A 21,827-nucleotide genomic window follows, 5' to 3' on the forward strand; every position below is an offset into this window, starting at 1 on the left:
TGAACTGCACCCCAAAAGTTAGACAGAAAAAATCTAACTTTTGGGGTGTTTTTACTATGAAATTAACTTATGATGATAAAGTTCAGATCTATGAACTTAGAAAACAAGGATATAGCTTAGAGCAGCTTTCAAATAAATTTGGGATAAACAATTCTAATCTTAGGTACATGATTAAATTGATTGATTGTTACGGAATAGAATTCGTCAAAAAAGGAAAAAATCGTTACTATTCCCCAGAATTAAAACAAGAAATGATTGATAAAGTTTTACATGAAAACTGGTCTCAAGATAGAGTTTCTCTCAAATATGCTCTCCCAAATCGTGGTATGCTTCCAAATTGGCTGGCGCAATACAAGAAAAACGGGTATACTATTGTTGAGAAAATAAGAGGGAGACCAGCTAAAATGGGACGTAAACGAAAGAAAACTTGGGAAGAAATGACAGAATTAGAACGACTCCAGGAGGAGAATGAACGCTTACGGACTGAGGTGGCCTACCTAAAAAAGTTAAAAGAGTTAGAGGAAAGGGACGAAGCCCTAGAGCGAGAAAGGCAGAAACAGTTAGAGAAATGGCTTCAGGAGGATTTCGACTAGATTTACTTCTTGAAACAGCACGTTTAGCTCGCCCAACTTACTATTATCAGTTGAAACAACTGGATGGGGTTGATAAAGATAAAGAGCTTAAAACCGAAATTCAGACTATTTATAATGACCATAAAGGAAATTATGGCTATCGCCGAGTTACTCTCGAACTCAGAAATCGTGGTTTTGTAGTGAATCATAAGAAAGTTCAACGTCTGATGACGGTCCTTGGTCTAACGGCTCGAATTCGTCGTAAACGGAAGTATTCTTCCTACCGAGGAGAGATTGGCAAGAAAGCAGATAATCTCATTCAACGCAAATTTGAAGCAACCAAACCAATGGAAAAGTGCTATACAGATGTAACGGAGTTTGCCATTCCAAATAGCACACAGAAACTCTATTTATCCCCTGTTTTAGATGGCTTTAACAGTGAAATTATTGCTTATCATCTTTCTACTTCGCCCAACTTAGAACAAGTGAAGAGTATGTTAGAACAGGCATTCACAGAGAAATACTATGAAAATACCATTTTACACAGCGACCAGGGCTGGCAATACCAACATGATTCTTATCATCGGTTCCTAGAGAGTAAGGGAATTCAAGCCTCCATGTCACGCAAGGGCAACAGCCCAGACAACGGCATGATGGAGTCGTTCTTTGGTATTTTGAAGTCGGAGATGTTTTACAGTTATGAGGAGTCGTTTCAGTCGCTTAAGCAATTGGAACAAGCCATTGTAGACTATATTGATTATTACAACAACAAACGAATTAAGGTAAAACTAAAAGGACTTAGTCCTGTGCAGTACAGAACTAAATCCTTTCAATAATTATTTGTCCAACTTTTTGGGGCCAGTACAATCCGTTGCTTTTTTTGGAGATAAGGGACTATTGTCCCAGTTTCAGGTTGTAACTTTTTATCAACCCACTACAGTTGACAAAGAGCCTAAATTTATTTTTCTTCACTCATCTTTGATTTTACTTCATCATAAGATAGGGCGTGAGATTCCTCTTCTACAGTCTCAGGCATTTTTCCTGTTTCGTAAAGAGATTTAATTTGAGTACTATCCAATGTTTCGTATTTCAACAATGCTTCTGCAATCAACTTATGAGTTTCACGATTTGATTGAATAATTTCAGCTGCTTTATTCCGTGCTTCATTTAATAATGAACGAACTTCCTCATCAATCTCATAAGCTGTTTGTTCTGAAATTGATTTTTGAGGACTTTGTGCACCAAACATAGCATGATTACCCTCATACTGAACTGGGCCTAGTTTTTCACTCATACCGTATTCAGTGACCATTGCACGCGCCATCTGAGTAGCCTGTTCAAAGTCATTTGAAGCTCCTGTCGTTTGGACATTAAAGATAATTTCCTCAGCAACACGACCACCCATCAATCCTGCTAATTGCTCTTTCATATCTTCTTTAGATAGAAGCATTTGATCTTCCTTAGGAAGTGCAATCATGTAACCACCTGCACGGCCACGTGGTACGATAGTCACTTTATGAACAACACGGGCATTCGATAAAACTAGACCAACAATGGTATGTCCAGCCTCATGGTAGGCAACCAATTCACGTTCTTTTTGTGAAACTGTCTTATCTTTCTTAGAAGGTCCAGCAATAACCCTATCTTCTGCTTCATCAATATCTGAAGCATCAATAACTGACTTGTTGCGACGGGCTGCAACCAAGGCTGCCTCGTTTAGAACGTTTTCCAAGTCAGCACCAACAAAACCTGGAGTTTGTTGGGCAACTAATTTCAAATCAACATCTTCTGCTAGAGGTTTGTTTTTAGCGTGAACTTTCAAGATTGCTTCACGACCTTTAACATCAGGGCGACCAACCAAGACTTTTCTATCAAAACGTCCTGGGCGGAGAAGAGCTGGATCAAGAACATCTGAACGGTTTGTCGCAGCGATAACGATAATTCCTTCATTACCCTCAAAACCATCCATTTCAATTAAGAGCTGGTTCAAGGTTTGCTCACGTTCATCATTTCCTCCACCGAGACCAACTCCACGTTGGCGACCAACAGCATCAATTTCATCGATAAAGATAATGGCTGGTGCTGCTTTTTTAGCATCCTCAAAAAGAGAACGAACACGACTTGCGCCAACTCCGACAAACATTTCTACAAAGTCAGATCCTGAAATGCTAAAGAATGGAACGCCTGCTTCTCCGGCAACCGCCTTAGCAAGCAAAGTCTTACCTGTTCCCGGAGGTCCCTCTAAAAGAACACCCGCAGGAATACGCGCACCAAGTTTGGTAAATCTTTTTGGATCTTTTAGGAATTCAACAACTTCTACTAATTCTTGTTTTTCTTCCTCAGCACCTGCAACATCTGAGAATCGTACCTTGATATCTTCTTTGTTAGCAGCCTTGGCCTTGCTACGTCCAAAACTCATTGGATTTCGGCCACTATTTCCTCCCATATTTCCCATCATAGAGAATAGGAAGAATAAGAGAATAGCAAACGGCACAACAGAGACAAGGATATTGATCCACATACCGCTTGAACTCTCATGTTTGACTGTTACTTCTGCCTGATGTTCAGAAGCAAGTTTTTGCAATTCTGAAACTGTTGAATCAGACGGAAGAATAGTACTTGAGAATCTTTCTACTGTTGTAGCAGTAGGAGTGAAAAATTGAATTCCTGTTTCTTCCTTACTAGTCTTAGGATTTTTATAAACACCAGACACTTCAATGATGCTACCATTTGGCTGATAGGTTAATTCTTTTACATTGTCTGCAGTAATTTCTTTTACCAGTTCTGTATAGTTAATTTTTTCGCTTCGCCCAGCAGTATTTCCAGAGTAAAAATACTGGAATCCTGTCACTAGGAAGAAGATAATTAACAAGTAGAGAAATGGGTTTCTAACTAAACCATTATTTTGTTTTTTCATTAAAGATAAATCTTTCTAATTTGAATAAACTTCTTCTTTCAATACTCCAACATAAGGAAGGTTACGATAATTTTCTTTATAATCTAGACCATAACCTACCACAAACTCATTTGGAATAGTAAAGCAAGTATAATCCGCTTCAATTTCAACAACACGTCCCTCTGGTTTGTCCAACAAAGTCGCGATTTTAACAGAAGCTGCTTCTCTTGCAATAAACATATCTCGCAGATTTTTCAAAGTTTGACCTGTATCGATGATATCTTCTACAAATAGAATATGTCTTCCTTTGATATCTTGAGTTACGTCTTGCTTGATATTGATGACACCACTACTTGCAGTTCCACCATGGTAGCTAGATACCATCATAAAGTCCATCTCAATATGTGTATCAATATGTTTGACCAACTCAGCCATAAAAGGAATCGATCCTTTCAAAATTCCAACAAGAATTGGATTTTTTCCATCATAGTCTTTGGTTAATTGTTTACCTAGCTTTTTAGCTGCTTCTATAATTTCATCATGTGAAATGAGGATTTTTTTAATATCGTGTTCTAACATCTTTTTACCTATCTATTTTTTCTATATAAAGTACAGTGTTCATTATATCATTTTTCGTGTTTTTACTCAAATCACTGGTCGCAATTCCCAAAATTGAGACAATTTCTCCAAATTGCTCAATAATAGGAGTTGTTTTTCGTTTTTCAATAGGGATTTTCAAATCTATATACAAACGCCTCAGTTTCTTTCGATGACCATTCAGCCTAATAACATCACCAGGTTTTCGATATCTAATGTGTACAGATGTTTCTCGTGAAACCGTTACTCTTTGAACAGACTTCCCTTCAATAGGAATACCAAAAGAAAATAGATACCCCATATATCGAACTTGATTTTGATAGTGTAACACAAGTTCATCTTCCTTTTCATCAGCCTGAGGACTGATTTTGCAAACTCTAAACTTTTGATACTCTTTTATCAATTCATAACCATTTTTCAATGGATGACGATACTGGCTTTTCCTTGCTAAAATCTGTCGAACTTCATCAAACTGAGACTTCGTAAGATTTAAGTCTGGGAATTGATTGAGATAGTTCTGGAGCAAGACCCCTTGAGTTTGTTCTGAGTATGAAAAGAGCTCATTCAAATCTTCTACATCAATCTGTTCAGAAAGCTCCGTTATGGTTGCTTGGTAATCTGAAACTTCCATTCCAAAATCTAAAAGGGCGGATTTAAGACGAGGATTTTCTTTTTCAAGTTCTGGTAAATACCTATTCCGAATACGATTGCGAAAATAGCTGTTCTCACGATTTGTTTGATCTTCGAAATGAAAAATTGGTGGGAAGTCTGTTTTATGAAAATGCAACAAGGGACGGATGATTTCAATATCATCAACTACTTGACTTTCTTTTATCCCTGTTAAATGGCGTAACCGACTTCCTCGAATCAAGCGCATCAAAATCGTTTCAACTTGATCATCTGCATGGTGGGCAGTGACCAAGGCAGTTGCTCCAACCTCTTTCATGATTTTCCTAAAAAAATCATAACGAAACTCTCGAGCACGCGCTTCTGAAAAGTCTCCTGAAAAGCTTGTGATATAAATAGGAAGTTCAGCTGCATCAGCTAACTTCCTTAGTTCATTTTCCTCCCAGTCAGACTCACTTCTCTGCTTGTGATTGACATGTGCTACAATCAGCTCAATTTCCAACTCTTTTTGGTAAGTAGACAATAGATGAAATAAAAACATTGAATCCAGTCCGCCAGATAAAGCTAACACGACTTTAGAATGTTTTTTGAAATACTCTTTTCGGAGAAAATGATTTAAAAAATCCCGTTTCCTCATTTTAGAACCTCATAGACATCCTTGGCTATCTTAGCAATAGTGTCATAATCAGAATTTTTGGTGAAAATAGAAAGAACGAAAGGAGAATCAGTATAGACAATGGCAGTGTCATGTTTAAACTCATCCGCATCTCCGATTTTATGAGCCACCTTAACCGAAACACCTTTTGCAATTCTTTGATTGTCAAAATCAGTCTTACTGAGAGATTCTAAGACAAAACCATTCTGATTATAAATAGCTTCCATAACTTTTCCAGCCATTTTTGAAGAAGTCAATTTATCATTCACATCCCAATCTTCACCCATAATAGTAGACATTTTTTCTTTAAAAACGCCGTCAGATTGATTGGTCACATAATAACCTAAAATATTATGAGCAACATTATCAGACTCTTTTGTTATTTTGGTAATTAACTGTTGGAGACTGTAATCTTTGTTGTCTTCTTTTTTAGGTAAACTACCACTACCTTCTGGTTTATAGGATCCAGGGAAGCTATTTACTTCTGGGATATACTTGAAACTGCTGTCCAGCGTATAGTCGCCTTGATTTATCTTATCTTGAGCATAATAAAGGTAGGCCAATTTCAAGATGCTAGCTGCATAGAGTTTGTTGTCTTCATTCACCCCAGCCTCTTTACCTGTACTCAGCTGTTTAACATAAATAGAGTAATTTTCATTCTGATAGTTGTTTGATAAGATTTCTTGAACCTTCTGGATGCGATTGTCCTCTTCTGAGACGAACTCTTTTGATACCCACCCAACTTGATCAATATGAAGAAATTCTTGTCCCTCAGCAAAGAGGGTTCTATCCACTGTTACGTGTTGATAAGGAGAGAGGATAGAAGAAATTTCTTTAACGTCATAAGGGCTGCTATAAATAACAAACCCTGGTTCCAACCATACTTGTCTATTTTGAGTTTGAACATGACTTTGATCATAGACTAAACGCTTATCTGCAAGGATAAACTGATGATTGTCTAATTTAAAAACAGGAATACCTTGTTTATTCAAACGCCATTCTACTATTTTAAAGGCGATTTCAGGAGTTAATTTACCAGACTCCTTGACAAGGTCCTCATTAGCATAGAGAGTTGTTTCTCCATATACCTTAGGGGATTCCAAAATTTCTTTATAGTAGAATCCATAGTTAGACTCAGTTAGATAATAAATTTCTTGTGAAGAGTAAGGAAGCTGTTTTTCTGTGCTAACTACTCTTGAAATGATAATAAAAGCAGGTAGCAATAGAACTACTAAGAACTTACGCATTCTTTCCTTCCCTTTCTTCTTGTAATCGTAATAAATGATTTTTAGTTGCTAATTCCTCTAGTTTTTCATCTGATAAACTTAAAAACTGCTCAACAACTTTTAATATATTTTCCATGACATTACCTCGGAAGCAAATCAGGAATTGTGTAAATCGCTTCTCGTTTCTTTGAGTAATAGTACTTGGCGCGTGCATATTTTGCTACATAGTCTTCATCTTTCAACTTTGCAGCAAAAGCAGATTCCTTATCCTTTTCGTCACTAAGAGTTTGGTACTGCTCTTTCAACTCTGTCAATTGCTGACGGCGTTGCAGTAACTGATCATAGCTTTGGGCCAAGTTATAAGTTGGTAAAATAAACAACAAGATCATCAAAATAAGGACCCAACCCATAAAACGATTCCTCTTTTGTCTCTCCTTCATCAGGTAACGACGACGTTGATGTTCATTTTGAATAAAAGAATTATTCATCTGTACAATATTTTTAGACATTTTCTTCTACCCGTGTTTCACTGAGAATTTCATACATGCCTGCTGCATCTTCTTTTTTTGTACTATCTTTCATCTCTAGTACTTTAACAAGCAACAACTTATTTCCAAAGCGAATTTCAACTTGGTCATCAACTTTCAAATCCGTTGAACTTTTGGCCAAGATTCCGTTCACCTTGATTCTACCTTTATCTGCTACTTCTTTTGCGACTGTGCGACGCTTAATAATTCGTGATACTTTTAAATACTTGTCTAATCTCATTTTTATTACCTCAAATTATTATTGTACCATTTTTATCCTTTTTATAGAAGAAAAATGTTAAATGGGATTTGCTTCCTTTGATTCTTTTATCTCTAATAAGCTTTCTCCAAAAATCAGCAAACCTTCTAAAATTTCATAATCCTTCTTGTTTTGGACATCGAATACAACTTCCATTAATCCCTTATTCTCAGCTATGGCTGCTTTTAAGTTCGTTGCGGATAAGGCTTTAAAATAATCTTGAGCCAAGAATAGTCGTTGAGTGACTTTTTCAAATTGAACTGTAATCTTATTTTCTTTTTTCTCTACACGTTCTACAAAGACCTTGTCAAAATATGCCTTGACCAAACCAATCTCTAAAAGATAGGCTACTACATCTGGGTATTCTCCAAAGCGATCCATCAATTCTTCTTGTAGTTCTTCATAGTTGACACGATTGTCAATTTGACGAATTTTCTTGTAAATTTCAATCTTATGTCGTTGGTCAGAAATATAAGTATCAGGAAGATAAGCATCAATTTGTAAAATCAACTCAGCATTTCCTTTGATTCTTTTATTCCCATTACCGTTCCGTTTAGCAATAGCTTCTTCTAGTAACTGAGAATACAATTCAAAACCAACAGAATCAATGAAACCAGACTGCGATTTTCCTAGGAGATTTCCTGCTCCACGAATCGAAAGATCTCGCATCGCAATCTTAAATCCTGAGCCTAATTCTGTAAATCCCTTAATCGCTTCTAATCTCTTCTCAGAGACTTCACTAATTGATTTTTCTGGACGATACATGAGATAGGCATAGGCAATGCGATTGCTCCGACCAACTCTTCCTCTTAATTGATACAAGGTTGACAAACCCATATGGTCTGCATTTTCAATAAATAAGGTATTGGCGTTTGGAATGTCAACGCCTGTTTCAATTATGGTAGTTGTCACCAAAATATCATATTGGCCTTCAATAAAATCCAATAGAGTGTTTTCTAACTGAATTTCACTCATTTGTCCATGAACAAACCCAATCGAAGCTTCTGGAATCAACTCCTGTAATTCTGAAACCTTCCGATCAATAGTGTCAACTTTGTTGTAAAGATAGTAAACTTGACCTCCACGCTCCATTTCACGCAAGACAGCATCACGAATGACACTAGGATTCTTCTCCAATACATAGGTTTGCACTGGATAACGATTGGTCGGAGGTGTTTCAATAACAGACAAATCTCGGATTCCTAGCATAGACATGTGGAGAGTACGAGGGATTGGTGTTGCTGTCAAGGTTAGAACATCTACTTGTTTTTTTAGTTCTTTCAAAGTTTCCTTATGCTTAACACCAAATCGCTGTTCCTCATCAATAATCATCAAGCCCAAATCAGCAAACACAACATCTTTTGACAAAACACGATGCGTTCCAATCAAAATATCAACTTGACCATTCTTTAATTTTTCAAGTGTCTCTGCCTGCTCTTTTTTACTTCTAAAGCGACTCAATACATCAATATTAACAGCAAAATTTTGGAATCTTTCCTTAAAATTCGTATAGTGTTGTTGCGCTAAAACCGTCGTCGGAACTAGAACGACAACTTGTTTATGATCATTGACCGCCTTAAAGGCTGCACGCATTGCAACTTCAGTCTTCCCAAAACCAACATCTCCAACCAAAAGTCGATCCATGGGGTGAGAATCCTGCATATCTTTCTTGATTTCCTCAATACTGCGAAGTTGATCATCCGTTTCAACATAAGGAAAAGCATCATCAAAAGCATGTTGCTCATCATCATCAGCTGAGAAAGCAAAACCCTTCAACTGACTACGCTCAGAATAAAGTTTGATTAAATAGTCAGCTATATCCTCTACCTGGTTCTTAACTTTTTGCTTGGCCTTTTTGAAATGACCATCATTTAATTTATTAAGTTTTGGAGCTTTCCCATCACTTGAAACATATTTGGACAGTAATTGAATCTGCTCAACTGGGATGGAGATTTGATCCCCATTTTGATATTGAACACTGACATAATCCCGGTGAATCCCTTTGATTTCAATTGTTTCAATGCCTAGATATTGACCAATTCCATGAATATGGTGAACAACGTAGTCCCCTTTTTCAAGTTCATTATAATCTTTTAATCGCTCTGCATTTGACGCATGTTGTCTTCTAAAACGACGTTTTAATTTCTTTTGAAAAATCTCATGTTCAGTAATCAAAAGAATTTTTTCATCTACAAAATGAAAACCATGTCTTAGATTACCCTCAATTAAGTTTACATATTCTTTACAGATACTTGACTTATCTCTTGAATCCAGTTTAATCTGATATTTCTCTAAAATATCCTCCAATGTTTTACTCCCCATTGAATTGCTAGACTGCAGAACAATGGTGTAGTTCATTTTTTTATATCGCTCAATTTCTTCTTTAAGAAAAGAAAATTGATTGAAAAACTCTTGCATAGGATATTGATTAAATTGATAAATGTGATCAAACTTGAGATTTCCTAATCCTTTTTGTAGATTGGAGAAAAAGGTAACTGGACTTTGTTTTTTATAGGTTTGCTCTGTATCTGCAAAATACTGCATATCAGAAAATGCTTTACCGTTCTGTAAATCTTCTGTAAAGTATTGAGCTAATTCTCTTTCAAAGACTTCATACTGATTCATCAATTTCTGGTAATCATCAAAGAATACTGGTGTATCTTTTTCAATATAATCAAATATTGTCCATGTTTTATCGTAACATAAAGATAAAAACTTCCGACTATCTGAATGCACCTGTCTTTGATGAAAACTTGACAAAATCTCTTCCAAGTATGATTTTAAAATCGGTGATAAGGTCTTTGAAATTTGCTTTTCTAAAGCTGACTGACCTCGTGTATAATCCCTTTCTCTTAAAAGTATATCACTAGCTGGAAAGATGGTGAGTTCTGTTTGATTTTCTTTTGATAATTGTGTTTCTACTTCAAAAGTTCGAATTCCATCTACTTCATCCCCAAAAAACTCAATTCGGAAAGGTTCTAACTGAGACATCTCAAAAATATCTAAAATATCCCCTCGAATACTAAACTCACCTTGAGTTTGTACTTGCGTAACTTTGCAATAGCCTATTTCCTTTAATTTGTGAAGAAGGCCATGTTGGTCATATTCTTCACCAACTGAGATTTTTACAATACTATCTTTGAATATATTGGGAGAAGGTAAAATCAATCGACTTGCTGCGATATTACAAACTAAAATCCCTTTCTTAGATGAATCAGTTAAAAAACTCAAGGCTTCAACCCGCGAAATGATTTTTTCTTGTGAAGACATCAAAAACTCTACCATAGGAGAATCATCTACCAAAAATGGATAGACAAGTTCCTCTCCTAAGATAGAAAGAAGATCACTGATAATTCGTTCTGCTTCTCCATAAGTCGATGTCAGTAACACAATCTTTTTTTCTTTTTTTAGACTACTTGCAATTGCAAGAGCCTTGGTAGAAGTTGACAGACCTAACATTAGTTGCCTTTTCTTATCTATCAGATTTTGATGCCATTTTTTTATCTGATCATTTTCTGAGAATAAATCTAATAAAGTCACCATTTAGCCGTTATACCTCTGCATTGTTTTCTCAAAGTTTTTCTCTTGTAAATAGTAATTTACAGCATCGTCAACCTTGTCAACTGACTGTAAAATACCTACATAGTCATCCTGATCAAATTTACTTAAAACATGATGAACAACAGACATGCCTTTTTTAGGTCTGCCAATACCTATTTTAACACGGTTAAAAACCTGAGTACCTATATGTTTAATAATAGATTTAATCCCATTATGGCCACCTGCTGAGCCCTTTGCTCTTAAACGAATTCTTCCAACTTCCATGTCAAGGTCGTCGTAAATAACGAGTAAATCTTCAATATCCAAACCATAGTAGGTTAATAAAGCATGAACTGCTTTTCCACTTTCATTCATAAAAGTCGTTGGTTTAACAAGATAAATTTTTTCGCCATTAAGAAAAAAAGATGCTAGGTCAGCTTGAAATATCTTATCGTGTGTAAAAGTGACATTTTGTTTTTTAGCTAATTGGTCAATCAACATAAAACCAACATTGTGCTTGGTTTCAAAATATTTATCCCCTGGATTTCCTAATCCTACAAGTAATTTGGTCATTTATTTTTCCTTTCAAAAGCCAAAAGGGTTGGAATTTTTTTCCAACCTAGTTGACACTATTTGTTAAATGTTATTAGACATTAAAGCGGAATTCCATGATATCGCCATCTTGAACGACATATTCTTTTCCTTCTTCACGCAAACGCCCAGCTTCTTTTACAGCCTTTTCAGATCCATATTTCACTAGATCCTCATATGACATTGTTACTGCACGAATAAACCCTTTTTCAAAGTCTGAGTGGATAATACCAGCTGCTTGAGGAGCTTTCATCCCTCGCTTAAAGGTCCAAGCACGGACTTCTTTTTCACCAGCTGTGAAGTAAGTTCCAAGCCCAAGCAAGTGATAAGCTGCACGAGTCAACTTGTCAACGCCTGATTCAGTCAAACCAAGTGCTTCAAGAAACTCTTGCTTATCTTCCTCATCTAACTCAGAAATTTCTTCCTCAGCACGCGCGGAAATAACTACTACTTCAGCATTCTCTGTCGCTGCGAATTCACGAATTTGCTTCACATATTCGATAGAATCTGGATCTGAAACTACATCCTCATCCACATTAGCAACATAAAGAACTGGTTTAGTGGTCAAAAGGAAGAGACCTTTGACAACTTTTTGTTCTTCATCTGTAAATTCGATGGTGCGAGCTGATTTTCCATCTTCAAGGACTGGTTTAATCTTTTGAAGAACATTAAACTCTGCCACGGATTCCTTATCTTTTTGCGTACGTGCCATCTTTTCTACACGCGCATAGCGTTTATTAACTGATTCTAAGTCAGCAAGAATCAACTCCAGGTTAATAGTATCAATATCTGCGAGTGGATCCACAAAGGCATCTTCACGTCCTTGTTCACGCATGACATTTTCATCATCAAATGCACGCACAACATGAACAATCGCATCTACTTCACGGATGTTGGCTAAAAATTTATTCCCTAGACCTTCTCCTTTTGATGCACCTTTTACAATCCCTGCAATATCTGTAAATTCAAATGTTGTTGGGACTGTCTTTTTAGGAGTAATCATTTCAGTTAGTTTTTGTAGGCGTTCATCTGGAACTTCTACCATCCCAACATTTGGATCAATAGTCGCAAATGGGTAGTTTGCGGCCTCTGCTCCTGCTTTTGTAATTGCATTAAAAAGGGTTGATTTTCCAACGTTTGGCAAACCAACGATACCTGCTGTTAAAGCCATAGTTTCTCATTCTCCGTTCTCATTTCAATCCCTAACATTATAACACAAAAAGGGAAAACTTGCTAACTCTCTAACTAAAGGTTCTTAGTCAATAATCTTATTCATTTTTCGTTCAAAATCATGGCGACTCATCATGACAAGGTGGTCGCAATTGCTACATTTGATTTTGATATCTGCCCCTACACGTGTAATTTCCCAACGATTGGCTTTTTTTCCTGTTGACTTTATTGTGCAAGCATGTGGTTTTTTCATCTCAACAAAATTTCCAACTTGATACATACTACTCTCCTTTTCTTTTTCGATTATATCATAAAAGAGGCGAGCTAGGCTCAACCTCTTTCACTTAATTTGTACGAACTGGTGTGATGAGTTGCATGAAGTCTTCGTCAGTATCTGCTGGCACAAGAGTAAATGGACGAACTGCTGAGATAAAGCTAATAGTCACTTTTTCGCTATTTAAAGCCTTGAGGGAATCAATCAAGTAAGTCGGGTTGAAACTAATGGTCAAATCATCACCAGTCACCTGATCAGTATCGATTTCTTCGTTTACTTTACCAACTTCAGGAGAATGAACATGGGCGCTAACAACACCACCTCTAATTTCAAGCTTCACAGTACCATTTTGAGTCGCACTTGATAAGAGACGTGCGCGTTCCATTGATTGACGCAAATTAACAACATCAAAAGTAATTATCGTGTTAAAGTCAGTTGGAATCAAACGATCTGTATCAGGATAGTTTCCTTCTAGGAGACGAGTGTAGAAGCTTATATTTTCGCTTCTAAAGAGGATTTGATTGTTGGAAAAGAAAATCTCCACTGTTTCAATATCATCCGTAAATACAGCTGAAAATTCACGTAGAGAGCGACTAGGAATCACCACATCGAAATCATCACCATTTTTTTCAAGAGTCAATTTTTTCTGGCTAAGGCGATGAGAATCTGTCGCAACTGTTTTTAGTTCTTTATTTTGGCTCAATACGAAGTGGACACCTGTTAAGATTGGGCGACTTTCTTGCGTACTTGCAGCAAAAGCTGTTTCATTGATAATTTTCTTGAGTAGTTTGGTTTCAAGGACCAAAGGAGTACTTGCTGAAATTTCTTGGATTCGTGGGTACTGTTCGCTATCTTTTCCTTTTAGGGTGATTTCTGATTTGCCACTTGTTAAGACAATTTGTTTTTGTTCAGTCTCTTTGAAATCAAGCGTTACATCTGGAAGACTGGAGACAACATTGATAAAGAAAGAGGCTTCAAGAAGAATCGAACCTAAGGAAGTTATCAAAAGACCAGCATCTTCATTTTTTTGAGAAATGAAATTTTCAATGGAAATTTGTCCATTTGATCCAACTAAAGTAATTCCTTCGTTGGTAACATCAATTTTGATTGTTGATAAAATTGGAATAGCATTTTTGGAGCTAATTGCTCGTTTTGTGGTATTTAAGGCTTGTAAAAATAAATTTTTATTAATTGAAAAATGAATCATGGATTCTCCTTTATTTTAGTATTAGAAAGTTAATAGTAATAATAGAGTGTGTGAATTCTGTGGAAAACTGAGTGCTATTTAGTAAACTTAAGCTTCTAAGCTTGTTTAAAAAATGTGGATAAAAAAGATAAGAAAGGAAAACTTATCCACAAGCTACTTAATTTTCTTTTTGATTGCTTCTATTTCTAAACGTAAATTATCGTCTTCGTCAATCAATGATTTGATTTTAGCATGGGCATGAATCACGGTGGTGTGATCCTTTCCGCCAAATTCTTTTCCGATTTTTGGAAGACTGTTATCTGTCAGTTCTCTAGCTAGATACATAGCAACTTGACGCGCTAAAACGATATTTTGAACTCGTCTCGTACCCTTCATTTCTTTGACACTCACTCCATAAAAATTACCAACTTCAGTTTGGATTTTCTCAATTGGAATAACAAGTATCTGGCGGGCGTCTTGCTTACGTGCTCTAATAGCTTCCGCAGCAATATCAATAGTGATATCCTTAATCTTCTTCACTCTGGCAATTAAAGTGATATCGTTGATTGCTCCTTCCAGTTCTCGAACATTTGAGTCAAATTGGCCAGCCAAGTATTCCAGAGTATCACTTTGGAAATGGTAATCCAAATGCTCTGTTTTACTTTGAAGAATGGCGATACGTGTCTCAAAGTCAGGAGGGGTGATATTTTGCGTCAATCCCCAGCTAAAGCGCGTGACAAGCCTCTCCTCAAGGCCTTCTAGGTGTTTAGGACTTCGATCACTGGTTAGGACAATCTGTTTCTGCTTATCATGAAGAGCATTGAAGGTATTGAAAAATTCTTCCTGGGTTGCGACTTTTTTACCGCTGAGAGATTGGATATCATCAATCAATAAGAGATCAAGACTACGGTAAGTCTTTTTGAACTTTTCCATTTCCCCAAGTCGCAAGTGTTCAAGAAAGTCGTTGATAAAGCTTTCGGCAGGAATGTATTTGACACGCGCATCAGGAATATTTTTCAAAATCTCATTTCCAATCGCATTGAGCAAATGAGTCTTTCCAAGACCAGGTCCTCCATAGATGAAAAGAGGATTATAGGTCAGAGCTAAATCTTCAGATACAGCTAGTGCAGCTGACACCGCCCAAACATTCCCATCACCTTGAATAAAGTTATCAAAGGTATATTTTTCTTTTAATCCCGTTTCAGAATAGGGAATCGTTGGTAGTGTAGGTGTATAATCGTAAGTAGAGACACTATTTGTATCATTTACTTGAGGAGATTCTGTACTCTGAGGTTTAGTGAAAATATAGTGAGGTTTGATTTCAGAATCATAAATTTCAAAACCAGCAGCAATGATAATATCTTTTAATTGCTTTTCCCACACCATTTCCATCTCTGATCTCGGTAGAAATATAGTAGCTGTATTTTCTTCTACTTTGATAAGTTCAGCAGGTGTAGCATAGAAATCATACATAGATCGCGTCAATCTTTCTTGAGCAAATTCTAAAATACGATTCCAAAATTGCTTTTCTTTCAACTATTTTTCCTCCTTTACTATGATTTTAGTAGTTTAGTGCTAGACTTATTTTACCATAGATAGTAGGAATTTTCCACAGATTGTGGAAAAGAATCCACAATGTTAGTAGTATTTATCCACAGGTTGGGGATAAATAGATATTTCCTTGATTCAATAGGCTTTTTGATAAAAAAATTGGTGGATAAATTTGTGGGTTGAGAAAATAAAAGAACAGCCTCATTTCAGGCTGTTAATAATTCTATCGTATTCTTCTTGACTTGAAAAAGAGATGACAATCTTTCCAGTATCTTTTTTAGAAAGTTTAATTTCTACACTTAAACCTAGTAGTTTTTTTAATTTATCTTCTTCATCTTTGATGAAAGAATCGCTTTTTTTCTGCTTCTTGTTTTTTTTTTCTGTCAGTAGTGCTTCCAACCTTCTCACAGAAATATCTTCATTTTTGATTAGTTGGAAGAAATAGTCTTGCTGCTCTTTGTCCAAACCAACTAGTGAACGTGCATGTGCTTGAGAAATGTTCCCATTTTCTACTTCAGCTAAGATATATTCTGGTAGGGAAAGTAAACGAATAAAATTAGTGATATAAGGTCGAGATTTCCCCATTTTATCGGCTATCTCAGTGTGAGTAAATCCTTTTTCTACTAGAGATTCATAGGCGCGTGCTTCTTCAACAGGATTTAAGTTTTCTCTCTGCAAATTTTCAATGATTGATTGAACCATCATTTCCTGATCTGATAGGTGTTTCACAACGGCTGGAATAGAGGTCAGACCAGCCAAGAGAGAAGCTCGATATCGTCTCTCTCCTGCAAGGATTTCATAACCAATTACAGGAGATTGACGAACGATGATTGGTTGGATGAGCCCATTTTCTTTGATTGACTGAGCCAATTCTTTTAATTTTTCTACATCAAATTCTTTCCGAGGTTGGTAAGGATTTTTTTGTATTTCAGAGATAGAAATCATTTCAAATTTTTCCATGATTCTACACTAACATATCTTTTACTTTCTGTAAAGTTTTCTTTACACTGATGTCAATTAACGTTCCAAATCACCAGAATTCTTATCTAGTTTTATAGAGGTTGTTTCCTCCTTACCATTACGGTAGTAGGTTATTTTTATAGTGTCTCCAATAGCATGGTTGTAAAGAGCATATTGTAAGTCTGTTGATGAAGTAATCTCTTTGTCGTCAACTTTAGTAATGACATCGTATTTTTGAAGATGTCCATTTGCAGGCATATTACTTTGAACAGATCGAACAACTACCCCTGAAGTGAGGCCACTTGGAATGTTTAGTTTTCTAAGATCATTAGCTCCAACGTTAGATAGATTGACCATTTGGATTCCAAGAGCAGGACGAGTCACTTTACCATCACTTTCAAGCTGTTTAATAATATTTTGTACATCGTTTGAAGGAATTGCAAAACCAAGACCTTCCACAGATGTTCCACCATTACTTGCAATCTTACTTGATGTAATACCAATTACTTGTCCTTGAATATTTACAAGCGGACCACCAGAGTTACCAGGGTTAATGGCCGTATCTGTTTGAATGGCTTTTGTTGAAATAGCTTGACCATCTTCAGATTTTAGAGAAACATTTCGATTAAGACTTGAGATGATTCCCTGTGTAACTGTATTAGCATATTCTGAACCTAAAGGACTACCAATAGCAATCGCTGTTTCTCCAACATTAAGTTGGCTTGAATCACCAAATTCTGCCACTGTTGTAACTTTTTCTGAAGAAATTTTTACGACAGCAATATCAGAGAAGGTATCCGATCCGATAATTTCACCAGGAACTTTTGTACCATCAGCTAAGCGGATATCAACTTTTGAAGCTCCGTTAATAACGTGAGTATTTGTTACAATATAAGCATCATTTTCGTTCTTTCTATAGATGACACCTGATCCTTCACTTGCAATCTGTTGATTATCCGTATCAGAATTTGATTCTTCGGTTCCAAATACACTACTTTGTTTATTAGCAGAGTAAGTAATGACTGATACAACAGCATCCTTAATTTTATTCACTGCTTGAGTAGTTGAGTTTTCATTCTTGTATGATGTTTGAGTTACAGTGCCAGAATTATTATTTGTAGCTTGATTTCCTTGTTTTTGATAAAGTTGTAATGTTACGAAACTTCCTAAGGCACCACTTAAAAATCCTATTAGAATGATTACAAGAACTTTAACTCCCTTTTTGTAAAATTTTTGTAAGTGTTTCATAAACGCCTCCGTTTGTTATTTATTTACTCAGATTATAAACCTATTAACTTAATCCAAACTTAAAAGCTTAAAGTTTTACACAAGTTGTGGATAACTCACCTTATTCTGTGAATTTAATAGTATTTTTGGATGATTTTTTTGTGTATAAGATGTGAAATGAAGTGTGTATATGATAGAATAGAAGAATGAAAATAAAAATTGTAACAGTAGGAAAACTGAAAGAGAAATACTTAAAAGATGGTATTGCTGAGTATACCAAACGAATTTTACGTTTCGCCAAATTAGAAATGATTGAGCTCGCTGATGAGAAGACACCTGACAAAGCCAGTGAATTAGAAAATCAAAAAATTTTGGAAACAGAAGGCGCAAGAATTCTTTCTAAGGTTGGAGAAAGAGACTTTGTCGTTGTACTAGCCATTGAAGGAAAAACACTCTCCTCAGAGGAATTTAGTAAGCAACTAGAGCAGGCTTCTATAAAAGGATATTCAATTCTTACTTTTATCATTGGAGGAAGTTTAGGTCTAGCTCCTGTTGTAAAAAATAGGGCTAATCTTTCTGTCAGTTTCGGACGTCTAACCTTACCACATCAGTTAATGAGATTGGTTTTAATTGAACAAATTTACCGAGCTTTTACAATTCAGCAGGGATCTCCTTATCACAAATAGAAGATTGACTTAGCTCTTGTTTTTTGATAGAATGTTCATGTTAGGTCTCATAGCTCAGCTGGATAGAGCATTCGCCTTCTAAGCGAACGGTCGCAGGTTCGAATCCTGCTGGGATCAATTTTAGATGCAAAGCTGGGAGTTTTCCCAGCTTTTTTCTTAAAAAAGTGCGTTTCAGGTGCAAAAATGTACAGTTGAGAAAAATTTTTTCTTACATGGTCTTCATTTTGTATAATAGATTTGTAAGTTAACTTACAAGAAAAAAATAATACAGGAGATTTCATTATGAAAAATACAGTAAAATTGGAACAATTTAAAGAGGTAACAGAGGCAGAATTGCAGGAGATTCGAGGTGGAGAAATTAGAAAGGAAAATAATTTTTTATTTTATTTTTTTAAAAGAAAGTAAAGGGAGAAAAGAATGGATTTTTTCGCAATAATAAGCGTTATATTACATATTTTTATTACTAGTAAAAGTTATAATTTGATTTGTAATACAACTAGAAAAGAACAATACTTCTTTATTTTTTACACAGTAATAGTAGAATTTGTAATTGAATTTTTCTTCTATTCTATATATTTAAGTGGACTAGGGATTGAAAAATTTTTATATCCATTTATTTTATACGCTTATTTTATATGGTTTAAAAAGTTTGATAAGTATAGGGGAGTATTCCTAAGTTTCTTGCTTTCTCTCTTATATCATAGTACTCATACTTTTATAGCTGTAACCCTATCCTCGATAACAGGTGATGAGCTTGCATTACACTATGAAAGTATATTCTTTCTAGTAGTATTGTTGTTGACTTATTTTGTTATTTTAAAAACAATTCGTTATTTTCATTTGGAAATAAAATATTTTGATAAAGATTATCTGTACCCTTTTTTAAAAAAAGTAATAGTTGCTTTCTTTGGTTTGCATATCTTATTGTTTGTTTCAGATATAGTAAGTACGATTCATCACTTAAATAGTTTTGGAAGTATTTTATCAACCATTGTTTTTATCTGTCTGCTATTAGTTTTCTTTGCAATGAATTCTTATAAGGTTCAAATTGAAAAAGAGATTGCCCTAAAGCAGAAGAAATTTGAACAAAAGTATTTACAAACTTATACAGATGAGATTGTGGGTTTGTATAATGAGATTCGAGGTTTTCGTCATGACTATGCAGGGATGCTTGTCAGCATGCAAATGGCGATTGACAGCGGAAATTTACACGAAATTGACAGGATTTACAACGAAGTCCTAGTAAAAGCAAATCAGAAATTGAGGTCAGACAAATATACTTACTTTGATTTAAATAACATAGAAGATTCGGCTTTACGAAGTTTAATTGCTCAATCGATTGTATATGCACGAAATAATGATGTAGAGTTTACATTGGAAGTAAAAGATGTCATTACTAGATTGTCAATGGATTTACTTGATCTTGTTCGCATCATGAGTATTTTATTAAATAATGCTGTTGAAGGTGCCGCAGATAGTTACTTGAAACAAATGGAAGTTGCAGTCATTAAAATAGATTTTGAAACAGTTATAGTTATCCAGAATTCATGTAAAATCACTATGACGCCTTCAGAAGATTTATTTGCCTTAGGTTTCTCTACCAAGGGAAGAAACAGAGGTCTAGGACTTAATAATGTCAAGGAGATCTTAGATAAGTATGACAACATTATTTTAGAAACAGAAATGGAAGACAACACATTTAGACAAATTATTAGATTTAAGAGAGAATTTGAATGAAAGTATTAATTTTAGAAGATGTTATTGAACATCAAGTGAGACTAGAGAGAATATTAAATGAAATCTCGGAAGAATCGAATATTCCTATTTCATATAAGACAACAGGAAAAGTTCGTGAGTTTAAGGAATATATCGAAAATGATGAAGTAAACCAGCTTTATTTCCTAGATATCGATATTTATGGAATTGAGAAAAAGGGATTTGAAGTGGCTCAGTTTATTCGTCATCACAATCCTTATGCTATTATTGTCTTTATTACCAGTCGATCTGAATTCGCTACTTTAACTTATAAGTATCAGGTATCAGCTTTAGATTTTGTAGATAAGGACATCAATGATGAATTGTTCAAAAAACGTATCGAGCAGAGTATTTTTTACACTAAGAGCATGCTGCTTGAAAACGAAGATGTTGTAGACTATTTTGATTACAACTATAAGGGAAATGATTTGAAAATTCCTTACCATGATATTCTGTATATCGAAACAACAGGTGTTTCTCATAAATTGCGAATTATTGGTAAGAATTTTGCCAAAGAGTTTTATGGAACTATGACAGATATTCAGGAGAAGGACAAACATACTCAGCGATTTTATTGCTCCCATAAATCTTTCCTTGTCAATGTAGGAAATGTGAGAGAAATTGATCGAAAAAATTTAGAAGTTGTCTTTTATGAAGATCATCGTTGTCCTATTACCCGTTTGAAAGTTCGTAAACTAAAAGATATTCTAGAGAAAAAATCTAAAAAGTGATTGACAATAAGTAAGAAATTGATATAATGGTTATATCTGCTACAGATAGATGGTCCGTTGGTCAAGGGGTTAAGACACCGCCTTTTCACGGCGGTAACACGGGTTCGAATCCCGTACGGACTATTTTATCCGCCATAGCTCAGTTGGTAGTAGCGCATGACTGTTAATCATGATGTCGTAGGTTCGAGTCCTACTGGCGGAGTTAGATAAAAAGAACACCATCTGGTGTTCTTTTTATTCTTAGTTTATATCACCTAACATTTTCATAAGGAAGTCTGTCATTTCTTGCGGACTTTCTTTTTTCCCATGAGCAATCCAAGTCTGACAAACACCAAATAGGGCATTTGTTAGATAAATACTGCTATATTCTAACTCAATTGAATTTAGTTGTAGTTGCATAAAACGTTTCTGAAGATCAGTACTAAGCATAATATGCAGTTTATTTCTCAAAAAATTTTGGATTTCTTTGGTTCCATTTTCAGAAAGAAGAGCAGCCAGAAGTGGTTCTGATTCTAGATATTCAAATACTTCTAGAATAGCATCTCTTTTATGATGAACATGTTTTTGGAAGATATATTCAAATGTATGAAATAACTTACTTTGATAGTGTTCAATCATATCATACTTATCCTTGTAATGAGTATAGAAGCTAGAACGACTAATTCCAGCTTTTTCTGCTAATTTAATTGTAGTAATTTGATCGAAGGGGTGATCTATCAATAATTGAACCATGGCATTTTCAATATTTCTCTTTGTCTTTAATCGTTTGTTACTTTCTTTCATAGTTTCTCCTTATG

The 21,827-nt window shown here is 35.4% G+C and carries 21 protein-coding genes and 3 tRNA genes; 8 read left to right on the forward strand and 16 right to left on the reverse strand.

The window, feature by feature from the left end; translation table 11 throughout:
• Positions 1–56 precede the first annotated feature (56 nt).
• Positions 57–1,408, forward strand: a protein-coding gene (locus AC4ME5_RS09410) for an IS3 family transposase (protein WP_491800577.1) whose coding sequence is annotated in 2 segments (ribosomal slippage) — positions 57–498 and positions 498–1,408 — 1,353 coding nt in all. Because the reading frame shifts where the segments join, the coding sequence is not laid out codon by codon here.
• A gap of 122 nt (positions 1,409–1,530) precedes the next feature.
• Here AC4ME5_RS09410 and ftsH read toward each other — a convergent pair.
• The 15 genes from ftsH to htrA all read right to left on the reverse strand — a co-directional run bounded on the left by ftsH (position 1,531) and on the right by htrA (position 17,879).
• Positions 1,531–3,489: an ATP-dependent zinc metalloprotease FtsH gene (ftsH, locus tag AC4ME5_RS09415; RefSeq protein WP_007520986.1), complete on the reverse strand. Its 1,959-nt coding sequence runs from the start codon at positions 3,487–3,489 to the stop codon at positions 1,531–1,533.
• 15 nt (positions 3,490–3,504) lie between these two features.
• Positions 3,505–4,047: a hypoxanthine phosphoribosyltransferase gene (hpt, locus tag AC4ME5_RS09420; RefSeq protein WP_070534697.1), complete on the reverse strand. Its 543-nt coding sequence runs from the start codon at positions 4,045–4,047 to the stop codon at positions 3,505–3,507.
• A gap of 4 nt (positions 4,048–4,051) precedes the next feature.
• Positions 4,052–5,329 (reverse strand): tRNA lysidine(34) synthetase TilS, encoded by a 1,278-nt coding sequence (tilS, locus tag AC4ME5_RS09425; protein ID WP_096422964.1) that lies wholly within the window; start codon positions 5,327–5,329, stop codon positions 4,052–4,054.
• Complete coding sequence (locus tag AC4ME5_RS09430; protein WP_021164605.1) at positions 5,326–6,594, reverse strand: serine hydrolase; 1,269 nt, start codon at positions 6,592–6,594, stop codon at positions 5,326–5,328. Before AC4ME5_RS09430 ends, tilS begins: the two co-directional genes overlap by 4 nt.
• Positions 6,587–6,709 carry an SP_0009 family protein gene (locus AC4ME5_RS09435; protein ID WP_007520981.1) on the reverse strand — a complete coding sequence of 41 codons (123 nt, stop codon included), beginning with the start codon at positions 6,707–6,709 and terminating at the stop codon, positions 6,587–6,589. The genes AC4ME5_RS09430 and AC4ME5_RS09435 overlap by 8 nt, the downstream gene beginning before the upstream one ends.
• A 4-nt stretch (positions 6,710–6,713) precedes the next feature.
• Entirely contained in the window at positions 6,714–7,082 is a 369-nt protein-coding gene (locus tag AC4ME5_RS09440; protein WP_000041922.1) for a septum formation initiator family protein, read from the reverse strand.
• Entirely contained in the window at positions 7,075–7,341 is a 267-nt protein-coding gene (locus AC4ME5_RS09445; RefSeq protein ID WP_001234975.1) for an RNA-binding S4 domain-containing protein, read from the reverse strand. Before AC4ME5_RS09445 ends, AC4ME5_RS09440 begins: the two co-directional genes overlap by 8 nt.
• 57 nt (positions 7,342–7,398) lie before the next feature.
• Positions 7,399–10,902, reverse strand: a complete 3,504-nt coding sequence (mfd, locus tag AC4ME5_RS09450; protein ID WP_491800578.1) for a transcription-repair coupling factor — start codon at positions 10,900–10,902, stop codon at positions 7,399–7,401.
• Entirely contained in the window at positions 10,903–11,472 is a 570-nt protein-coding gene (pth, locus tag AC4ME5_RS09455) for an aminoacyl-tRNA hydrolase (protein WP_007520977.1), read from the reverse strand. It lies immediately after the preceding gene.
• Positions 11,473–11,545: 73 nt separating this feature from the next.
• A complete protein-coding gene (gene ychF, locus AC4ME5_RS09460) occupies positions 11,546–12,661 on the reverse strand; it encodes a redox-regulated ATPase YchF (RefSeq protein ID WP_007520975.1) in 1,116 nt (371 codons plus the stop codon).
• A gap of 84 nt (positions 12,662–12,745) precedes the next feature.
• A complete protein-coding gene (locus AC4ME5_RS09465) occupies positions 12,746–12,940 on the reverse strand; it encodes a DUF951 domain-containing protein (protein ID WP_000285183.1) in 195 nt (64 codons plus the stop codon).
• A 64-nt stretch (positions 12,941–13,004) separates the two neighbouring features.
• Positions 13,005–14,141, reverse strand: a complete 1,137-nt coding sequence (gene dnaN / locus AC4ME5_RS09470; protein ID WP_007520974.1) for a DNA polymerase III subunit beta — start codon at positions 14,139–14,141, stop codon at positions 13,005–13,007.
• Positions 14,142–14,294: 153 nt separating this feature from the next.
• A complete protein-coding gene (dnaA, locus tag AC4ME5_RS09475) occupies positions 14,295–15,656 on the reverse strand; it encodes a chromosomal replication initiator protein DnaA (RefSeq protein ID WP_007520973.1) in 1,362 nt (453 codons plus the stop codon).
• Between the two features lie 216 nt (positions 15,657–15,872).
• Positions 15,873–16,631 carry a ParB/RepB/Spo0J family partition protein gene (locus AC4ME5_RS09480; protein WP_007520972.1) on the reverse strand — a complete coding sequence of 253 codons (759 nt, stop codon included), beginning with the start codon at positions 16,629–16,631 and terminating at the stop codon, positions 15,873–15,875.
• A gap of 57 nt (positions 16,632–16,688) precedes the next feature.
• A complete protein-coding gene (htrA, locus tag AC4ME5_RS09485; protein WP_007520971.1) occupies positions 16,689–17,879 on the reverse strand; it encodes a serine protease HtrA in 1,191 nt (396 codons plus the stop codon).
• Between the two features lie 185 nt (positions 17,880–18,064).
• On the opposite strand from htrA, the gene rlmH reads away from it, so the two are divergent.
• From rlmH to AC4ME5_RS09520, 7 genes are all read left to right on the forward strand, one after another.
• Positions 18,065–18,544, forward strand: coding sequence for a 23S rRNA (pseudouridine(1915)-N(3))-methyltransferase RlmH (gene rlmH, locus AC4ME5_RS09490; protein ID WP_491800579.1), 480 nt, complete (start codon positions 18,065–18,067; stop codon positions 18,542–18,544).
• 43 nt (positions 18,545–18,587) lie between these two features.
• A tRNA-Arg gene (locus AC4ME5_RS09495) sits at positions 18,588–18,661 on the forward strand.
• Positions 18,662–18,826: 165 nt separating this feature from the next.
• Positions 18,827–18,949: a competence-stimulating peptide ComC gene (gene comC, locus AC4ME5_RS09500; RefSeq protein ID WP_007520968.1), complete on the forward strand. Its 123-nt coding sequence runs from the start codon at positions 18,827–18,829 to the stop codon at positions 18,947–18,949.
• Positions 18,950–18,961: 12 nt separating this feature from the next.
• Positions 18,962–20,281: a competence system sensor histidine kinase ComD gene (comD, locus tag AC4ME5_RS09505; protein ID WP_491800580.1), complete on the forward strand. Its 1,320-nt coding sequence runs from the start codon at positions 18,962–18,964 to the stop codon at positions 20,279–20,281.
• Entirely contained in the window at positions 20,278–21,030 is a 753-nt protein-coding gene (gene comE / locus AC4ME5_RS09510) for a competence system response regulator transcription factor ComE (RefSeq protein ID WP_000866082.1), read from the forward strand. Before comD ends, comE begins: the two co-directional genes overlap by 4 nt.
• Before the next feature lie 51 nt (positions 21,031–21,081).
• Positions 21,082–21,153: transfer RNA gene (locus tag AC4ME5_RS09515), tRNA-Glu, on the forward strand.
• Positions 21,154–21,158: 5 nt separating this feature from the next.
• Positions 21,159–21,232, forward strand: a tRNA-Asn gene (locus AC4ME5_RS09520).
• A gap of 38 nt (positions 21,233–21,270) precedes the next feature.
• On the opposite strand, the gene AC4ME5_RS09525 is transcribed toward AC4ME5_RS09520, so the two are convergent.
• Entirely contained in the window at positions 21,271–21,813 is a 543-nt protein-coding gene (locus tag AC4ME5_RS09525) for a TetR/AcrR family transcriptional regulator (protein ID WP_491800581.1), read from the reverse strand.
• Between the last annotated feature and the right edge of the window lie 14 nt (positions 21,814–21,827).

Source organism: Streptococcus sp. A69 (assembly GCF_058556195.1).

What these genes read in the sequence shown, in the direction of transcription:
- ftsH (WP_007520986.1), bottom strand. Translation starts at nt 3,489, where the DNA reads ATGAAAAAACAAAATAATGGTTTAGTTAGAAACCCATTTCTCTACTTG.
- hpt (WP_070534697.1), bottom strand. Translation starts at nt 4,047, where the DNA reads ATGTTAGAACACGATATTAAAAAAATCCTCATTTCACATGATGAAATT.
- tilS (WP_096422964.1), bottom strand. Translation starts at nt 5,329, where the DNA reads ATGAGGAAACGGGATTTTTTAAATCATTTTCTCCGAAAAGAGTATTTC.
- AC4ME5_RS09430 (WP_021164605.1), bottom strand. Translation starts at nt 6,594, where the DNA reads ATGCGTAAGTTCTTAGTAGTTCTATTGCTACCTGCTTTTATTATCATT.
- AC4ME5_RS09435 (WP_007520981.1), bottom strand. Translation starts at nt 6,709, where the DNA reads ATGGAAAATATATTAAAAGTTGTTGAGCAGTTTTTAAGTTTATCAGAT.
- AC4ME5_RS09440 (WP_000041922.1), bottom strand. Translation starts at nt 7,082, where the DNA reads ATGTCTAAAAATATTGTACAGATGAATAATTCTTTTATTCAAAATGAA.
- AC4ME5_RS09445 (WP_001234975.1), bottom strand. Translation starts at nt 7,341, where the DNA reads ATGAGATTAGACAAGTATTTAAAAGTATCACGAATTATTAAGCGTCGC.
- mfd (WP_491800578.1), bottom strand. Translation starts at nt 10,902, where the DNA reads ATGGTGACTTTATTAGATTTATTCTCAGAAAATGATCAGATAAAAAAA.
- pth (WP_007520977.1), bottom strand. Translation starts at nt 11,472, where the DNA reads ATGACCAAATTACTTGTAGGATTAGGAAATCCAGGGGATAAATATTTT.
- ychF (WP_007520975.1), bottom strand. Translation starts at nt 12,661, where the DNA reads ATGGCTTTAACAGCAGGTATCGTTGGTTTGCCAAACGTTGGAAAATCA.
- AC4ME5_RS09465 (WP_000285183.1), bottom strand. Translation starts at nt 12,940, where the DNA reads ATGTATCAAGTTGGAAATTTTGTTGAGATGAAAAAACCACATGCTTGC.
- dnaN (WP_007520974.1), bottom strand. Translation starts at nt 14,141, where the DNA reads ATGATTCATTTTTCAATTAATAAAAATTTATTTTTACAAGCCTTAAAT.
- AC4ME5_RS09480 (WP_007520972.1), bottom strand. Translation starts at nt 16,631, where the DNA reads ATGGAAAAATTTGAAATGATTTCTATCTCTGAAATACAAAAAAATCCT.
- htrA (WP_007520971.1), bottom strand. Translation starts at nt 17,879, where the DNA reads ATGAAACACTTACAAAAATTTTACAAAAAGGGAGTTAAAGTTCTTGTA.
- rlmH (WP_491800579.1), top strand. Translation starts at nt 18,065, where the DNA reads ATGAAAATAAAAATTGTAACAGTAGGAAAACTGAAAGAGAAATACTTA.
- comC (WP_007520968.1), top strand. Translation starts at nt 18,827, where the DNA reads ATGAAAAATACAGTAAAATTGGAACAATTTAAAGAGGTAACAGAGGCA.
- comD (WP_491800580.1), top strand. Translation starts at nt 18,962, where the DNA reads ATGGATTTTTTCGCAATAATAAGCGTTATATTACATATTTTTATTACT.
- comE (WP_000866082.1), top strand. Translation starts at nt 20,278, where the DNA reads ATGAAAGTATTAATTTTAGAAGATGTTATTGAACATCAAGTGAGACTA.
- AC4ME5_RS09525 (WP_491800581.1), bottom strand. Translation starts at nt 21,813, where the DNA reads ATGAAAGAAAGTAACAAACGATTAAAGACAAAGAGAAATATTGAAAAT.